Origin of the sequence: Roseateles sp. (genome assembly GCF_046300915.1) — a bacterium.
Taxonomy (GTDB): Bacteria; Pseudomonadota; Gammaproteobacteria; order Burkholderiales; family Burkholderiaceae_C; genus Kinneretia.
On record NZ_JBKCLH010000117.1, the window covers coordinates 1 to 15013 of the forward strand.

Genomic DNA, 15013 nt, shown 5'->3' on the forward strand with positions numbered 1-15013 from the left:
ACCAGGATGGCATCGGCCCCGGCGGCAATGGCCGCATCGATCAAGGCCAGACTGGCGGTCACACCGCAGACCACATGCGCGATCTCGTCGCGGCCCTGCACCTGCAGACCGTTCGGCCCATAATCCTTGAACCGCCCCACATCCAGCAGCTGATTCAGATGGCGATCGATGTCTTGGCGATGGGGCATGGTGGTGAGAGGCGCTAGCGGTGCGAAGAATTTGGCTGATTTTCTCCCAGGCTGTGACCGTGGTCCTGGCCGGACTGTTCGTGGTGGCAACGCTCAAGCCGCAGTGGCTGCCGCGCGGCGAGCGCAGCCCTGCCACCCTCATCAGCCTGCCCGCCCTGCCCACCGATACCGGCACGGCCGCCGCGCCAGCGGGCGGCTTCCGCCTGGCGGCCCTGCGCGCCTCGCCGGCCGTGGTCAGCATCACCGCGAGCAAGGCCCCGCCGCGAGCTGCGCGCGGCGCCGACGATCCCTGGCAGCGCTTTCACCGCGGCCTGCGGCCGCCGCGCGAGTCCGAGTCCGAGGAGGGTGAGAACACTCCTTTTGGGCTGGGTTCGGGCGTGATCGTCAGCCCCGAGGGCTATCTGCTCACCAACAGCCATGTGGTCAGCGGCGCGGCCGAGATCGAGGTGCAGCTGGCCGACGGCCGCCAGGCCAAGGCCACCCTGGTGGGCAGCGATCCCGAGACCGATGTGGCGGTGCTCAAGATCGCGCTGGATCAATTGCCCGTGATCGCCCTGGGCAACGACCAGGATCTGCAGGTGGGCGATGCGGTGCTGGCCATCGGCAACCCCTTCAACGTGGGCCAGACCGTGACCTCGGGCATTGTCAGCGCCCTGGGCCGCAATCAGCTGGGCATCAACACCTTCGAAAACTTCATCCAGACCGATGCCGCCATCAACCCGGGCAACTCGGGCGGCGCCCTGGTCGATGCCGCGGGCCGTCTGGTGGGCATCAACACCGCCATCTTCTCGCGCAGCGGCGGCAGCCTGGGCATAGGCTTTGCCATCCCCGTGGGTACGGCACGCCAGGTCATGCAGGCCCTGGTGGCCGAGGGTCAGGTAGCGCGCGGCTGGATCGGCGTGCAGACCCGCGAGCTCACGCCCGAGTTCATCGAGGCTTTCAAGCTCAGCATCGCGGACGGCGTGCTGGTCAGCGGCGTGGTGCTGGACGCCCCGGCGGCCAAGGCCGGCATCAAGCCCGGTGATGTGGTCACCCGCGTGGCCGGCACGCCCGTGAACAGCCCGCGCCAGCTGCTGGCGGCCGTGGCCGCGCTCAAGCCCCAGAGCCAAGCCGCGGTGGCGGTGCAGCGCGGCAAGCAGCAGCTCGAGTTTCAGCTCAGGGTGGGGCAGCGGCCTCCACCCCAGGAATAGGTCAGCGGCCTGCTGCTCAGGCCTGGCCGGACGAACCGGAAGAGCCTGACGATGAGGAGGCCGAGGCATCCTCATCAGGCGCCTTGGAGTAGCGCATGAACAGGCCCGCGGCCCAGATGCCCACTTCGTAGAGCAGGCACATGGGAATGGCCAGGGCCAGCTGTGACACCACATCGGGCGGCGTCACGATGGCAGCGATCACGAAGGCGATCACGATGAAGTAGCCGCGGAAGTCGCGCAGCTTGGCCACCGTGACCAGGCCCATGCGCGCCAGCACCACCACCACCACCGGCACCTCAAAGGCGGCGCCGAAGGCGATGAACATGCTCATCACAAAGCTCAGATAGGCCTCGATGTCCGGCGCCGCCGTGATGCTCTTGGGCGCAAAGCTCTGGATGAAGGCAAAGACCTTACCGAACACAAAGAAGTAGCAGAAGGCCACGCCCAGGAAGAACAGCAGGGTGCTGGAGACCACCAGGGGCAGGACCAGACGCTTTTCGTGCGAATACAGCCCCGGCGCCACAAAGGCCCAGATCTGGTAGAGCACCACGGGCAGGGCCAGGAAGAAGGCAGCCAGCAGGGTGATCTTCAGCGGCACCAGGAAGGGCGAGATCACATTGGTGGCGATCATGGTGGAGCCCTGGGGCAGGTTCGCCACCAGAGGTGCGGCCAGCAGATCGTAGAGTGGCCCGGGCCCAGGATAGAGCGCCAGCGCGCCAAAGCACACGCCAATGGCGATGAAGGCGCGGATCAGGCGATCACGCAGCTCAATGAGGTGGGAGACAAAGGGCTGCTCGGTGCCGGCCAGTTCGTCCTCGGGCTTCTGGGAATCGCTCATGGGAAGGGTCGGCGGGGCGGCCGAAAGCGCGCCACGCGTGCGGCACCGGATTGCACATGACGGCGCACACCTTCACGCTGCTTGTACCACTGGGGAGTGGCGCCGCGCTTGAGGCGCCAGTTCTTCTTGGGTGGGCGGTAGCCGGGGGCCGGCAGGGCCGTGCTGTAGGCACTGCTTTCGTAGCTGGCCTCATCCAGGCCCGAGCTGGCCTCGGACCAGGTCTGCTCGAAGGCCTGATTGGCCTCGTTGAATTCCTTGTGAACCGTCTGCTCCACGTCGCGAGCTGCCTCCTCGACATGGGTCTTCATCTTCTTGAGCTCTTCGAGCTCGATGGAGCGGTTCACCTCGGCCTTGACGTCGGCCACATAGCGCTGCGCCTTGCCCAGCAGGTGGCCCACGGTACGCGCCACACGCGGCAGGCGCTCCGGCCCGATCACGATCAGCGCCACGGCGCCAATCAGGGCCAGCTTGTCGAAGCCGAAATCAATCATTCAGGACTGCCACGAGGCATCAGGGGCTGCCGGGTCAAGACTTGGTCTTGGCCTCGACGTCGACGGTATTGGGGTCGTGCGCCTTGCTGGCCGAAACCTGCTGCTGCGGGGCTGCGGCTTCAGCGCCGTTGCCGCTACCACCGTCCTTCATGCCGTCCTTGAAACCCTTGACGGCGGAACCCAGATCAGAGCCCACGTTCTTGAGCTTCTTGGTACCAAAGATCAGCACCACCACGACCAGCACGATGAGCCAGTGCCAAATGCTGAACGAACCCATAGTCATCTCCTGGAAACAAGACCGCCATTCTAGGGGGCCTGCATGACAATTCTTCGCCGGGGCTTATACGGCCCCGGCCCTCATCACCGAACTCGGTCTCCCAGCCCAGCCATGCAAGACATGGCTGGTCCTTCGCCGGGCGTCGGTCGGTCCTCAGGACCGAGCTCGGTCCCGGCTCAGCCTTTCGCCCAGGGGCGCGGGCCGCCCATCACATGCATATGCAGGTGATAGACCTCCTGGCCGCCGTCCGGACCGGTGTTGATCACGGTACGGAAGCCATTGCTCACGCCCAGCTCCTTCATCAGGCGCGGCGCCAGCACGGCCATGCGGCCCATCAGCTCGGCATGCTCGGGCTGCAGCTCGACCATGCTGGCAATGTGCAGCTTGGGAATGAGCAGGATGTGCACGGGTGCCCAGGGATGGATGTCGTGGAAGGCGAGGATGTGCTCATCCTCATAGACCTTCTTGGCCGGAATCTGGCCGGCGATGATCTTGCAGAAGATGCAGTTGGGATCGTGGCTCATTGAATGGCTTGCTTGGCGTTCAGGGTGGTCCAGCCGCGCACGATGCGGTAGAGGAACCAGATGGAGATCAGGCACCAGGCGATCCAGCCCGGCAGCAGGAGGAGCAGCCACAGCGGTGCGGTCAGCGCATAGGCCAGGCCGGCGAACAGCACGCTGCGCAGGCGCCAGCGGAAATGGCTGGCCTGCCAGCTGCCCTGGGCATCACCGCGCTTGATCAGGTCGATCAGCACCGCCACCAGCAGGAGCAGCACGCTCACCTGCATGCCCGGCAGCAGGGCGCCCAGGGCCACGATGGTGTGCAGCACATAGCTGACGATGCCCACCGCGCGCAGGTTCTGCGCCCGCACGGGATCGAGCACCACGGTCTCGACGGTCTGATTCATGATGGGCTTCAGCCTCCGCGGTTCTCGGGCCGCTGGGCGAATTCCTGCAGGCCCGACAGGCCCTCGCGTCGCGCCAGCTCGCGAATCACATCGGCCGGCGTCAGGCCGAACTGCGCCAGCGCGATCATGGAGTGGAACCACAGATCGGCGGTTTCGTAGACGATCTTCTGCGCATCGCCGTCCTTGGCGGCCATCACCAGCTCGGTGGCTTCCTCGCCCACCTTCTTCAGGATGGCGTCGGTGCCCTTGCTGAAGAGCTTGGCCACATAGCTGGCGGCGGCATCACCGCCGGCAGCGGGCTTGCGCGATTCGATGACGGCGGCCACGCGGGCCAGCACGTCCTGACTGTTCAGCTCTTGGCTCATTTGTAAATGCGCTCCGGGTCCTTGAGAACCGGCTCCACGGTCTGCCAGGCACCGCTCTCATAGCGCTGGTAGAAGCAGCTGTGGCGGCCGGTGTGGCAGGCGATGCCGGGTTCGTGACCCTGCTGCGTGATCTTGAGCAGCACCACATCGTTGTCGCAGTCCAGGCGCATCTCATGCACGATCTGCAGATGGCCGGATTCCTCGCCCTTGTGCCAGAGCTTGGCGCGCGAGCGGCTCCAGTAGACCGCTTGGCCCAGCTCGGCGGTACGGGCCAGGGCCTCGCGATTCATCCACGCGAACATCAGCACATCGCCACTGTCGCGCTCCTGCGCGATCACGGGGACGAGGCCATCGCGGTCCCATTTGATCTGTTCCAGCCAATCCATGGCGCCAGTGTACTCAGCCAAGATGGGTGGGGCCGGTGTGGCCGCGCTCCTGGGCAAACCACTGCAGCACGGGGATGGTGCCGGGCAGCACCGGCTGCTGCTGCACGGGCAGCTGATCCCAGGCCATGCTCTGCTGCTCGCGCATCTCGAACTCACCGCGCCACTCAAACACCTTGCAGAAGTGCAGACGCACGCGGGCATGCGGGTAGTCCATCATCTCCACCTTCCAGGGATGGACGGCACCAATGGTGATGCCCAGCTCCTCGTGCAGCTCGCGCCGCAGGGCCTGCTCCACCGTCTCGCCGGCCTCCAGCTTGCCGCCGGGGAACTCCCAGTAGCCGGCATAGACCTTGCCCTCGGGGCGCGAGGTCAGCAGGAAACGCCCTTCGCGTCCCTCAGCATCGCGCTCCACCAGCACGCCCACCGCCACATCCACCGGCACGCGTTCCTCAGACATGGTCCAGGCCCTCCGGCGCTTCACCGCGGATGCTGCGGCTCGGGAGAATCTCCGCCTGGCCGCGACCGGCCAGATCGCGAGCGAACTGGAAGGCCACCCGGCCCGAGCGCGAGCCGCGCTCCAGGGCCCAGACCAGGGCGGGCTGGCGCGCGGCGGCAATCGCTGCCTCATCCAGGCCGTAGAAGCGCAGCCACTGGGCGCAGATCTCCAGGTACTCCTGCTGGCTGAAGGGGTAGAAGCTGATCCACAGGCCGAAGCGCTCGGACAGGGAGACCTTCTCCTCGATGGCCTCGCCGGGATGCAGCTCACCGTTCTCGTCCATCTTGGCCGCCAGGTTGTCCTTCATATGCTCGGGCAGCAGATGGCGGCGGTTGCTGGTGGCGTAGATCAGCACGTTGTCGCTGGCCGCGGCCACCGAGCCATCCAGCATGGACTTCAGGGCCTTGTAGCCCAGCTCGCCCTCATCAAAGCTGAGGTCATCGCAGAAGATCACGAAGCGCTCGGGCCGGCCCGCCACCAGATCCACCAGATCGGGCAGGTCCACCAGATCGCTCTTGTCCACCTCGATCAGGCGCAGGCCCTGGGCGGCAAACTCGTTGAGCACGGCCTTGATCAGCGAGCTCTTGCCCGTGCCGCGGGCGCCCGTGAGCAGCACATTGTTGGCCGGTCGGCCGGCCACGAACTGCTCCGTATTGCGCAGCAAGCGCTCCTTCTGCGGCTCCACCTCCTTGAGGTCGGCCAGGCGTATGGTGGCCACATGACGCACCGGCTCCAGCATCAGGCGGCCGGCGCGGCGGCGGCCTCGGAAGGCCACGGAGGCCCCCCAGTCGGGCGCCATCAGGGGCTGCGGAAGAACGGCTTCAAGCCGGCTCAGCAGCGCTTCGGCGCGCTGCATCAGGGAGGTCAGGGCTTCTGGGACGGCGGACATATGGCCGCCAGTTTATAGGGCGCAGAAGAGACTCAGCCCAGCAGCATGCGCAGCGCGGGCTCCAGCTGTTCGCTGGGCATGCGCTTGAAGCCGGAGCGCGCATAGCGCTGCAGACGGCCGATCACAAAGCTGATCAGCACCGAGGCCTGGGCCTGGGCATCGACCGTGGGCGTGGCGGATCCGGAGGCCTCGGCCGCCTGGCGCAGGCCCTGGCGCAGCGCACTCTCGATGCGGTCAAAGAACTGGTTCATGCGCGCCACCAGGCGCTCGTTCTCGTAGACCAGGGCGTCACCCACCATCACGCGGGTCATGCCGGGATTGCGCTCGCCGAACTGCAGGAGCACGGCCACGATCTTCTGGGCCTGCACCAGGCCCGAGGCCTCGCGCTCGCCGATCTGCTTGACCAGGGTGAAGATGCTGCTCTCGATGAACTCGATCAGGCCCTCGAACATCTGGGCCTTGCTGGCGAAGTGGCGATAAAGAGCCGCCTCGCTGACCTCCAGCTTGGCCGCCAGGGCCGCGGTGGTGATGCGCTCGGAGCCGGGTTGCTCCAGCATGCCGGCCAGGGTCTGCAGGATCTGCACCCGGCGCTCCCCGGGGCGAGGCCGCTTGCGCGGCGCCTCGGCTGCGGCGGGAACATCATCCGGGAGTGCTTCTGCAGGAGTGGCGGCGTGCATCGGGTCCGGTGGGCTGCTGGGTTTGAAAACCATTCTGGCACAGCCCGAAACCAGACCCGCCCGGCCTTGCGCGACGCGGAGCTCAGTCGCGCAGCCAGCCGAGTCGCCGCGCCTCGTAGATGGCCTCGACCTTGGAGCGCACCTGCAGCTTGCGGTAGGTGCGCTTCACATAGGTCATCACGGTATGCGGCGAGACCTGCATGAACTGCGCGATCTCATCGAAGGTAAAGCCCTTGGCCGCCAGATGCAGCACACGCGACTCCTGCTCGGACAAGGCCACGGCCGACTCATCCTCCAGCGGAGCCGGCTGGGTCTGGCCGCTGATGGCCGGGGCCAGGCGCAGCAACAGGCGGCGCGCGATCACCGGGCTGATGGGGCTGCCACCGGAACGCAGGGTGCGCAGCTGGCCGGCCAGATCCAGGGCCAGAGAGTCCTTGAGCAGGTAGCCGGTGGCGCCGGCCTCGATGCTGGAGAGCACATGCTGCTCGTCGCCGAACACCGAGATCACCATCACATCGCAGCTGGGCCGGGTCTGGGCCGCATGCCGTATCAGCTCGATGCCGCTGCCGCCCGGCAGGTCCAGGTCCACCAGCAGCACATCGGGCTGGGTCTGGTCGAAGAGCTTGCGTCCCTGCGGCAGATCAGGGGCGATACCCAGCAGCTTGATATCCGGCACCGAGGCCAGGGCGAGTTGAAAGGCTTCGCGAAATCTGACCTGATCTTCAACGATCAGCACGGAAAAATCGGGCATGGCGATGGGGCGCAGAGAGGTGCCTCATTCTGCTTGCCCCCCATCCCAGCGACAAGCCGCCACCCTCCCCCCATGCGGAGGATGCAGAGGCAGGGACGCGACACGATTCTGGGGATTGCCTCGGGCGTCGAGTCAGGCCAGCCACGCCGGCCGAGAACTCAGCGCATCAGGCCCGCCAGCCCTGCCACGCGCCGATCCACATAGACCGGCCGGCGGCGCAGCCGCACGCCGGCCTCGGGTCCATGCTGCCCCACCCAGCGCTGCATCCACACGGTGCGCATGCCCACGGCCCGGGCCGCCTTCTGATGCACCAGGGTGTCTTCCACCAGCACGCAGCGCCCGGGCGCCAGGCGCTGACGGGCGCAGACCCAGCGCAGCATGCGCGTGTCGGGCTTGGGCCGGTGCTGGCCGAACATGCGCATGGACTCAAAGCCGATCACCCGCTCAAACAAGCGCTGCAGGCCCAGGGCCTTGAGCACGCGCCGGGCATAGGCCTCGGGCGCATTGGTCAGCAGGATCTTGCGCCCCGGCAGGCGGCGCAGCGCCGCCCGATCATGGGCATGGCTGTGGACCAGGGCCTCCAGACCCGGCAGGCTGTGTGTCTCGTCCAGGAAATGCCCCACCCGCACGCCGTGATGTCGCATCAGGCCCAGCAGGGTGGCGCCGTAACGCGCCCAGTACAAGCCGCGCAGGCGATCGGCCTCGGGCCGGTCCAGGCCCAGGTGACGAACGATGTAGTCCGTCATCGCCACATTCAGGGCGCCGAACACATGGTGCGAGGCGTTGTGGACCGTGTTGTCCAGATCAAACAACCAGACCTTGCGCGAGGAGCGCGTCAAAGCGGATCCGAACTGGTTTTCCCGAGCGGCGCCCGAGGATCCGGCTATGCCGGTCCTGCGGGTGCGCCCCCTCGAGGGGGCGGAGCCTGGACACAAACAGTCCCTGCGGACTGTTTGTGCCTGGCGACGGCCAAGGCCTCTGGCCTTGGCGGCCGCAGGCCGTAGGGGGGGAGCTTTCAATGCGATTTGATCATGGTGCCGTAGGCCTGATCCGAGAGGATCTCCAGCAGCATGGCGTGGGGCACGCGCCCGTCGATGATGTGCACCGCGTTGACGCCGCTCTTGGCCGCATCGATGGCGCCGGCGATCTTGGGGATCATGCCGCCGCTGATGGTGCCGTCCGCCACCAGCTCATCGATGCGCTTGGGGGTCAGTTCGGTCAGCAACTCGCCCTGCTTGTCCAACACGCCACGGATATTGGTCAGCATCAGCAGCTTCTCGGCCTGCAGCACGGTGGCCAGCTTGGCGGCCACCACATCGGCATTGATGTTGTAGCTCTCGTTATGCTCGCCGAAGCCGATGGGGCTGACCACGGGAATGAACTGGTCGTCCTGCAAGGCCTTCACCACGCTGGGGTCGATGGAAACGATATCGCCCACCTGGCCGATATCGTGCTCCTTGCTCGGGTCGTCCTTGTCCTGAACCTTGAGCTTCTTGGCGCGGATCATGCCGCCGTCGCGGCCGGTCAGGCCCACGGCCTTGCCGCCCGCGGCATTGATCAGGCCCACCACGTCCTGCTGGACCTCGCCGGCCAGCACCCACTCGACCACATTCATGGTCTCCTCGTCGGTGACGCGCATGCCCTGGATGAACTCGCCCTTCTTGCCCAGCTTGCCGAGCAGTCCCTCGATCTGCGGACCGCCACCATGCACCACCACCGGATTCAGGCCCACCAGCTTGAGCAGGACCACGTCCTCGGCAAAGTCCCTTTGCAGCTCCGGATCGGTCATGGCATTGCCCCCGTACTTGATGACGATGGTCTTGCCGTGGAACTTGCGGATGTAAGGCAGGGCCTGGGAGAGAATCTCGGCCTTCTCGCGCGGGGCGATATGGGATACGTCGCTGCTGTGGGCGGTGGGCTCGGTCTTCATGCTTGGTCTCGCTGCGGCTCAGGAAATTGCGCGGGATTGTAGGACGCCAGCAAGCTGGTGCCGTGGCGCAGGCAGCGACAATCGGGCCCATGCAAGTGGCCAGCTATCTCAAACTCTCGGTGGGCGTGGCGCTCGCCACCATCGCGCTCAAGACAGGCGCCTGGTGGTGGACCGGCTCCGTCAGCCTGGCGGCCGATGCGCTGGAATCCCTGGTCAATCTGGCGGGTGCCATGTTCGCCCTGGCCATGGTGAGCATTGCGGCCAGGCCCCCCGACGAAGACCACCCCTTCGGTCACCACAAGGCCGAGTTCTTCTCGGGCGGTTTCGAGGGCGTGCTCATCATCGCGGCCGGCCTGGGCATCGCCTGGGCCGCCGCCCATCGCCTGATGGATCCGCAGCCGGTCGAGGGCCTGGGCCTGGGTCTGGCTCTGGCCGTGATCAGCTCGGCCCTGAATGGCGGTCTGGCCTGGGCCATGCTGCGCAAGGCGCGCGAGCATCGTTCCATGGCCCTGGAGGCGGATGCCCGCCATCTGTTCACCGATGTCTGGACCTCGGCCGCCGTGGTGGCCGGGTTGATCGGCGTTTGGTTCACCGGCTGGCTGTGGCTGGACCCCCTGCTGGCCTTGCTGGTGTCCCTCAACATCCTGCGTGAGGGCGTGCATCTGATCTGGCGTGCCTCGCAAGGCCTGATGGACGAAGCGCTGGACGCGCCGTCCCAGGCAGCCATCCACGAGGTGCTGGTGCGCTTTACCCAGGCCGACCCGGTTCGCTTTGACCATATCGTGAGCCGCCACGCCGGGCAGCGCCGCTTCGTGGATCTGCATATGCACATGCCGGCCAACTGGTCCCTGGGCCAGGCGGCCGCGCTGCGCAATGCGGTGGAGCGGGCCCTGATGCAGGCCGTGCCCGGCCTGCGGGCCAGCATCCAGCTGCTGCCCAGCGATGTGGAAGCCCATTTCGACGACCCCAAGGATCTGATGTGATTGCCGTCTTGCAACGTGTGCGGGAGGCCCGCGTGGAAGTGGCCGGCCGCGTGACCGGCGCCATAGGCCCCGGCCTGCTGATGCTGGTCTGCGCCGAGCCCGGCGACACCGAGGCCCAGGCCGACAAACTCCTGGCCAAGCTGCTCAAGCTGCGCATCTTCAGCGACGAGGCGGGCAAGATGAACAAGAGCCTGCAGGACCTGGGCGGCGGCCTGCTCATCGTCTCGCAGTTCACGCTGGCGGCCGACACCAGCGGCGGCAACCGCCCCAGCTTCAGCGGCGCGGCCCCGGCCGAGCAGGGCCGCCGACTCTACGACCATCTGCTGGCGCGCGCCCGCGAACTCCACGCGGTGGTGGCTGCGGGGGAATTTGGCGCCGATATGCAGGTGCATCTGGTCAATGACGGCCCGGTCACCATCCCCATGCGCATCCAGTGAGCCCGTCATGAGCCCGCCCACCATCGTCCTGATCGACAGCACCGACACCCTCCCCGCGCAGCACGATCAGCCCCGCGAGGATCGCCGCGTGCAAGGAGCCCCCCAGCGCAAGACCTGGACCCTGCACGAGGCCGGGCCCATGAGCGCGGGCGTGTGGGAGTGCGAGCCGGGGCGCTGGCGCATCGTCTTTGCGCCCGAGCGCCAGGAGTTCTTCCATGTGCTGCAAGGCCGCGTACGCCTGCACGATGCGGCGGGCGCCTACACCGAGATCGGCCCCGGCCAGGGCGCGGTGATCCCGCCGGGCTTCGAGGGCGAGTTCGAGGTGCTGGAGGCCGTGCGCAAGCAGTTCGTGCTGGTGGACCTGGGGGGATAAAGCAAAAGCCCGCCAAAGGCGGGCTATATAGATCGGGAGTCAGGCCGCAGTGGCCTGTCCTCGGTCCTCAGTCACCTTGGCAGGCCGCGCCTGACATGCAGGACATGTCAGGCCCCTCCTGAGGCGTCGGACAGGCCGCAGCGGCCTGTCCTCGGTCCTCAGTCGGCATATTGCCCGGCGGCTTTGATGACGGGGCCCCACTTGTTGATCTCGGCCTCGACAAACTTCTTGTGCTCGGCACCGTCGACGCGCTTGTCGGTGATGACCACGGCACCCAGGGCTTCCTGGCGCTTGATGAACTCGGGGTCCTTGAGCGCGGCCTTGAGGGCGGCATTGATCTTCTCGATCACGGGCTTGGGCGTGTTCTTGGGCGCATACAGGCCGTGCCAGATACTCACATTGAAGCCCTTGAGACCCGATTCATCCAGCGTGGGCAGCTTGGCCAGGGCCGGGGTGCTGAGACGCTTGGGGGTGGTCACGGCATAGGCCTTGACCTTGCCGGACTCGATCTGGCTGGTGGTGTTGGTGGTCTGGTCGCACATGATGTCGACCTGACCGCCCAGCAGATCGGTCATGGCCGGGCCGGTGCCCTTGTAGGGCACGGTGGTCATGTCGATCTTGATGGCGCTCTGGAACAGCAGACCGCACAGATGCGAGGCGGCGCCCAGGCCGGCATTGGCCAGATTGATCTTGCCCTTGTTGGCCTCCAGCCACTTGCTCAGCTCGGCATAGTTGTTGGCCGGCAGACCGGGCTTGCCGATCAGGGTCATGGGCACTTCATTGATCATGCCCAGGTACTCGAAGTCGTCCAGGGTCTTGTACTGCAGATTGCGGTACAGGGCCGGCGAGGTGGCCATGCTGATGTGGTGCAGCAGCAAGGTGTAGCCGTCCGGTGCGGCCTTGGCCACCTTGGTGGCGCCCAGGGTGCCGCCGGCACCGCCGACGTTCTCGATCACCAGGGTGGCGCCCAGGGTCTTGCGCAGGGACTCCGCCAGATCGCGGGCCACCTTGTCGGTCGGACCACCGGCCGCGAAGGGCACCACGATGTTCACGGGTTTGTCGGGGTAGGCCCAGACGGCGCCAACGGCCATGGAGGCCGCCAGGGACAGCAAGAGCTTTTTCATTGTCTTCCTCTGCGTGTTGGATGTGATGGGGGAGCCCTCATGCTAGGAGAGTCCTGTGCGCATGTCGTATCGGGAATTACGTAAACCCAGGGCAGACGCATTGGAACCCAGATTTCAAACCCGCAGGACTGCGGCCCCTCCATCGCCGACGGTCTTGAAGGTCGTGGCACGGGCAAAGTCCCGGAAGAAGAGGACCGGCCGGCTAGCCGGGGGCCCGCCACGGGCTCAGTCGTACTTGCGCGCGTCCTCGATCACCCGCCCGTCATTGGGCAAACTGCCCGGCGGCAGCAGCTGCACCTCGCCGCGCAGCTTGGTAATGTCGCGCAGCGCACCGGCCAGCTGATCGGCCAGCCCCTCGGGCGCGGCGCCGCTCAGCTCCACCTTGAGCGTCATGCGGTCCTGGGCCATCTCGCCCTCCACCACCAGGCGCGCCCGGCCCAGCGGGCCCGGAAAGCGGCGCAGCAGCTCGGCCACCTGGCTGGCATGCACAAACATGCCGCGCACCTTGGCGCTCTGGTCGGCCCGGCCCATCCAGCCCTTGATGCGGGTGTTGCTGCGACCCGTGGGGCAGCGTCCCGGCAACACGGCCGAGAGATCGCCGGTGCCGAAGCGGATCAGGGGGTAGTCGGGGTTGAGCGTGGTGACGACCACCTCGCCCACCTCGCCCTCGGGCACCGGGTCGCCGGTGCCAGGGCGCACGATCTCCAGGATCACGCCCTCGTCCAGCACCAGGCCCTCGCGGGCCAGGGTTTCATAGGCGATCAGGCCGATATCGGCCGTGGCGTAGCACTGGTAGGCCCGCACGCCGCGCTCGATCAGCCAGTCGCGCAGCGAGGGCGGAAAGGCCTCGCCGCTGACCAGGGCCTTGGTGATGGACAGGCGCTGGCCCGCCTCCTGGGCCTTGTCCAGCAGGATCTTGAGAAAGCTGGGCGTGCCCACATAGCCTTGAGGCCGCAGCTCGGCCATGGCCTGCAGCTGCAGCTCGGTATTGCCCACGCCGCCCGGGAAGACCGTGCAGCCCAGGGCATGGGCGCCGGTTTCCATCATGGATCCGGCCGGCGTGAGGTGGTAGCTGAAGCTGTTGTGCAGCAGCTCGCCGGCCCGCATGCCGGCCGCATGCAGGGCGCGGGCCACACGCCAGTAGTCGCTGCGCGCGCCCTCGGGCTCGTAAATCGTGCCGGGCGACTGGAACACGCGCCGCGCCGCGCCCCAGCCTATGGCCGAGAAGCCGCCAAAGGCATCGCCCCCGGCCGCACGCGCCGCCTGCTGGCGCGCCAGCAGCTCGGACTTGCGCGTGACCGGCAGGGTGGCCAGGGCCGCGCGCGAGGCGATGCGCGCGGCCTCCACGCCCTGCAGCAGGCCCGCGAAGGCGGGCGCCTGTGCCTGGGCATGGGCGATCTGGGCCGGCAGCGCGGCCATCAGCGCCGCCTCGCGCTCGTCGGCCCCACGGATTTCCTGCGCGTCGTAGAAAGACTCAGGGCTACTCATCGCCATCACTCCATCCCGACAGGTTTTTCTTCAGCGTGGCCACGAAGTCGCGCAGCTGCGCATGATCCTTGACCGTCTTGCTCACCCACTCCGGCGTGCGCGCCGGCCGCTTGACCAGGGCCAGCTGCAGCAGCGCCCCGTCGACCGCCGCCTTGGCAATGGCCTGCCCCTTGCGCTCGAACACGCCCGCGCGCTCGCTCAGCCCCAGATCGCGCAACTCGCGCCGCAGCTTGAGCAAGGCCTCCTCCGGCTTGAAGGCCGGCGGGGCGAAGAAGTCGTTATCACTCATGTCGAAGTCCGCTTCGGTCACACGAATCGCGCAGCACCGACTGAGCGGAGCCCGAGGGTCCGGCTTTGCCGGCCCTACGGGCTCGCCCCCTTGAGGGGGCGCGCGCAGCGCGTAGGGGGTGGGCTAGGCCAACCAGCGCTTGCGCCGCTTGTAGCTCTTCACATCCTTGAAGCTCTTGCGGTCGCCACCGCCCACGCCCAGGTAGAACTCCTTGACGTCCTCGTTCTCGCGCAGGGCCTTGGCCTCGCCGTCCATGACCACGCGGCCGCTTTCCAGGATGTAGCCGTAGTCGGCATAGCGCAGGGCCATATTGGTGTTCTGCTCGGCCAGCAGAAAGGTCGTGCCCTCCTTGGCATTGAGATCCTTCACGATCTCGAACACCTCCTCCACGATCTGCGGCGCCAGGCCCATGCTGGGCTCGTCCAGCAGCACCATCTTGGGGTTGGCCATCAGGGCGCGGCCGATGGCGCACATCTGCTGCTCGCCGCCCGAGGTGTAGGCGGCCTGCGAGCTGCGTCGGGTCTTGAGGCGGGGGAAGTAGTTGTAGACCTTCTCCAGCGTCTCGGCCACGGCGGCGCGGCCGTCGCGCCGGGTGTAGGCGCCGGTCATCAGGTTGTCCTCGATGCTCAGGTGGGCGAAGCAGTGGCGCCCCTCCATCACCTGCACCACACCGCGGTTGACCATCTCGGCGGTAGACAGCTTTTCGATACGCTCGCCGCGCAGCTCGATGCTGCCCTTGCTGACCTCGCCGCGCTCGCCGGCCAGCAGGTTGGACACCGCCCGCAGCGTGGTGGTCTTGCCCGCGCCATTGCCACCGAGCAAGGCCACGATGCGGCCTTCCTGAACCTGCAAGGACACGCCCTTGAGCACCAGGATCACGTGGTTGTAAATGACCTCGATGCCGTTGACGTTGAGGAATGGGGTGGACATGGTG

Annotated in this window: 22 protein-coding genes; 4 read left to right on the forward strand and 18 right to left on the reverse strand. The window is 67.0% G+C overall.

Annotation, left to right across the window (positions count from 1 at the left end):
• Positions 1-188 (reverse strand): Nif3-like dinuclear metal center hexameric protein (locus tag ACK5F2_RS08600; protein ID WP_409864108.1); only part of this gene is annotated, 188 nt, incomplete at its 3' end.
• Positions 189-208: 20 nt separating this feature from the next.
• Here ACK5F2_RS08600 and ACK5F2_RS08605 point away from each other — a divergent pair.
• Entirely contained in the window at positions 209-1378 is a 1170-nt protein-coding gene (locus ACK5F2_RS08605; RefSeq protein WP_409864109.1) for a S1C family serine protease, read from the forward strand.
• A gap of 16 nt (positions 1379-1394) precedes the next feature.
• Here ACK5F2_RS08605 and tatC read toward each other — a convergent pair whose 3' ends face one another.
• The 13 genes from tatC to argB all read right to left on the reverse strand — a co-directional run bounded on the left by tatC (position 1395) and on the right by argB (position 9385).
• A complete protein-coding gene (gene tatC, locus ACK5F2_RS08610) occupies positions 1395-2216 on the reverse strand; it encodes a twin-arginine translocase subunit TatC (protein WP_409864110.1) in 822 nt (273 codons plus the stop codon).
• The gene (tatB, locus tag ACK5F2_RS08615) at positions 2213-2707 is read right to left on the reverse strand and encodes a Sec-independent protein translocase protein TatB (protein ID WP_409864111.1); all 495 of its coding nucleotides are present in this window, start codon (positions 2705-2707) and stop codon (positions 2213-2215) included. The genes tatC and tatB overlap by 4 nt, the downstream gene beginning before the upstream one ends.
• A gap of 34 nt (positions 2708-2741) precedes the next feature.
• Positions 2742-2984: a Sec-independent protein translocase subunit TatA gene (gene tatA, locus ACK5F2_RS08620; RefSeq protein WP_133603180.1), complete on the reverse strand. Its 243-nt coding sequence runs from the start codon at positions 2982-2984 to the stop codon at positions 2742-2744.
• A gap of 176 nt (positions 2985-3160) precedes the next feature.
• Positions 3161-3508: a histidine triad nucleotide-binding protein gene (locus ACK5F2_RS08625; RefSeq protein WP_409864112.1), complete on the reverse strand. Its 348-nt coding sequence runs from the start codon at positions 3506-3508 to the stop codon at positions 3161-3163.
• Positions 3505-3891: a hypothetical protein gene (locus tag ACK5F2_RS08630; protein WP_133603182.1), complete on the reverse strand. Its 387-nt coding sequence runs from the start codon at positions 3889-3891 to the stop codon at positions 3505-3507. The genes ACK5F2_RS08625 and ACK5F2_RS08630 overlap by 4 nt, the downstream gene beginning before the upstream one ends.
• An 8-nt stretch (positions 3892-3899) precedes the next feature.
• Complete coding sequence (locus ACK5F2_RS08635; protein ID WP_409864113.1) at positions 3900-4256, reverse strand: phosphoribosyl-ATP diphosphatase; 357 nt, start codon at positions 4254-4256, stop codon at positions 3900-3902.
• Positions 4253-4642: a phosphoribosyl-AMP cyclohydrolase gene (gene hisI / locus ACK5F2_RS08640; protein WP_409864114.1), complete on the reverse strand. Its 390-nt coding sequence runs from the start codon at positions 4640-4642 to the stop codon at positions 4253-4255. The genes ACK5F2_RS08635 and hisI overlap by 4 nt, the downstream gene beginning before the upstream one ends.
• Positions 4643-4655: 13 nt before the next feature.
• A complete protein-coding gene (locus ACK5F2_RS08645) occupies positions 4656-5099 on the reverse strand; it encodes an NUDIX domain-containing protein (RefSeq protein WP_409864115.1) in 444 nt (147 codons plus the stop codon).
• The gene (locus ACK5F2_RS08650; RefSeq protein WP_409864116.1) at positions 5092-6027 is read right to left on the reverse strand and encodes an ATP-binding protein; all 936 of its coding nucleotides are present in this window, start codon (positions 6025-6027) and stop codon (positions 5092-5094) included. The genes ACK5F2_RS08645 and ACK5F2_RS08650 overlap by 8 nt, the downstream gene beginning before the upstream one ends.
• Positions 6028-6059: 32 nt before the next feature.
• Positions 6060-6704 (reverse strand): nucleoid occlusion factor SlmA, encoded by a 645-nt coding sequence (gene slmA / locus ACK5F2_RS08655; protein WP_409864118.1) that lies wholly within the window; start codon positions 6702-6704, stop codon positions 6060-6062.
• Positions 6705-6786: 82 nt separating this feature from the next.
• On the reverse strand, positions 6787-7455 hold the full coding sequence (locus ACK5F2_RS08660) for a response regulator (protein WP_133603188.1): 669 nt from the start codon (positions 7453-7455) through the stop codon (positions 6787-6789).
• Between the two features lie 158 nt (positions 7456-7613).
• On the reverse strand, positions 7614-8294 hold the full coding sequence (locus ACK5F2_RS08665) for a pyrimidine 5'-nucleotidase (RefSeq protein ID WP_409864119.1): 681 nt from the start codon (positions 8292-8294) through the stop codon (positions 7614-7616).
• 176 nt (positions 8295-8470) lie between these two features.
• Positions 8471-9385, reverse strand: coding sequence for an acetylglutamate kinase (gene argB, locus ACK5F2_RS08670; protein WP_133603189.1), 915 nt, complete (start codon positions 9383-9385; stop codon positions 8471-8473).
• Between the two features lie 89 nt (positions 9386-9474).
• Here argB and ACK5F2_RS08675 point away from each other — a divergent pair, with 89 nt between their 5' ends.
• The 3 genes from ACK5F2_RS08675 to ACK5F2_RS08685 are packed head-to-tail and all read left to right on the forward strand — an operon-like array spanning position 9475 to position 11178.
• Positions 9475-10368 (forward strand): cation diffusion facilitator family transporter, encoded by an 894-nt coding sequence (locus ACK5F2_RS08675; protein ID WP_409864120.1) that lies wholly within the window; start codon positions 9475-9477, stop codon positions 10366-10368.
• Entirely contained in the window at positions 10365-10805 is a 441-nt protein-coding gene (gene dtd, locus ACK5F2_RS08680; RefSeq protein WP_409864122.1) for a D-aminoacyl-tRNA deacylase, read from the forward strand. Before ACK5F2_RS08675 ends, dtd begins: the two co-directional genes overlap by 4 nt.
• Positions 10806-10812: 7 nt before the next feature.
• Positions 10813-11178, forward strand: a complete 366-nt coding sequence (locus ACK5F2_RS08685; protein ID WP_409864123.1) for a cupin domain-containing protein — start codon at positions 10813-10815, stop codon at positions 11176-11178.
• Between the two features lie 158 nt (positions 11179-11336).
• Here ACK5F2_RS08685 and ACK5F2_RS08690 read toward each other — a convergent pair whose 3' ends face one another.
• The 4 genes from ACK5F2_RS08690 to ACK5F2_RS08705 form a co-directional block, all read right to left on the reverse strand.
• A complete protein-coding gene (locus tag ACK5F2_RS08690; RefSeq protein WP_409864125.1) occupies positions 11337-12302 on the reverse strand; it encodes a tripartite tricarboxylate transporter substrate-binding protein in 966 nt (321 codons plus the stop codon).
• A gap of 225 nt (positions 12303-12527) precedes the next feature.
• Positions 12528-13790, reverse strand: coding sequence for a phenylacetate--CoA ligase family protein (locus tag ACK5F2_RS08695; RefSeq protein ID WP_409864126.1), 1263 nt, complete (start codon positions 13788-13790; stop codon positions 12528-12530).
• Positions 13783-14079, reverse strand: a complete 297-nt coding sequence (locus ACK5F2_RS08700; RefSeq protein ID WP_409864128.1) for a hypothetical protein — start codon at positions 14077-14079, stop codon at positions 13783-13785. Before ACK5F2_RS08700 ends, ACK5F2_RS08695 begins: the two co-directional genes overlap by 8 nt.
• A 123-nt stretch (positions 14080-14202) precedes the next feature.
• The gene (locus ACK5F2_RS08705; protein WP_409864129.1) at positions 14203-15009 is read right to left on the reverse strand and encodes an ABC transporter ATP-binding protein; all 807 of its coding nucleotides are present in this window, start codon (positions 15007-15009) and stop codon (positions 14203-14205) included.
• Positions 15010-15013: the final 4 nt, after the last annotated feature.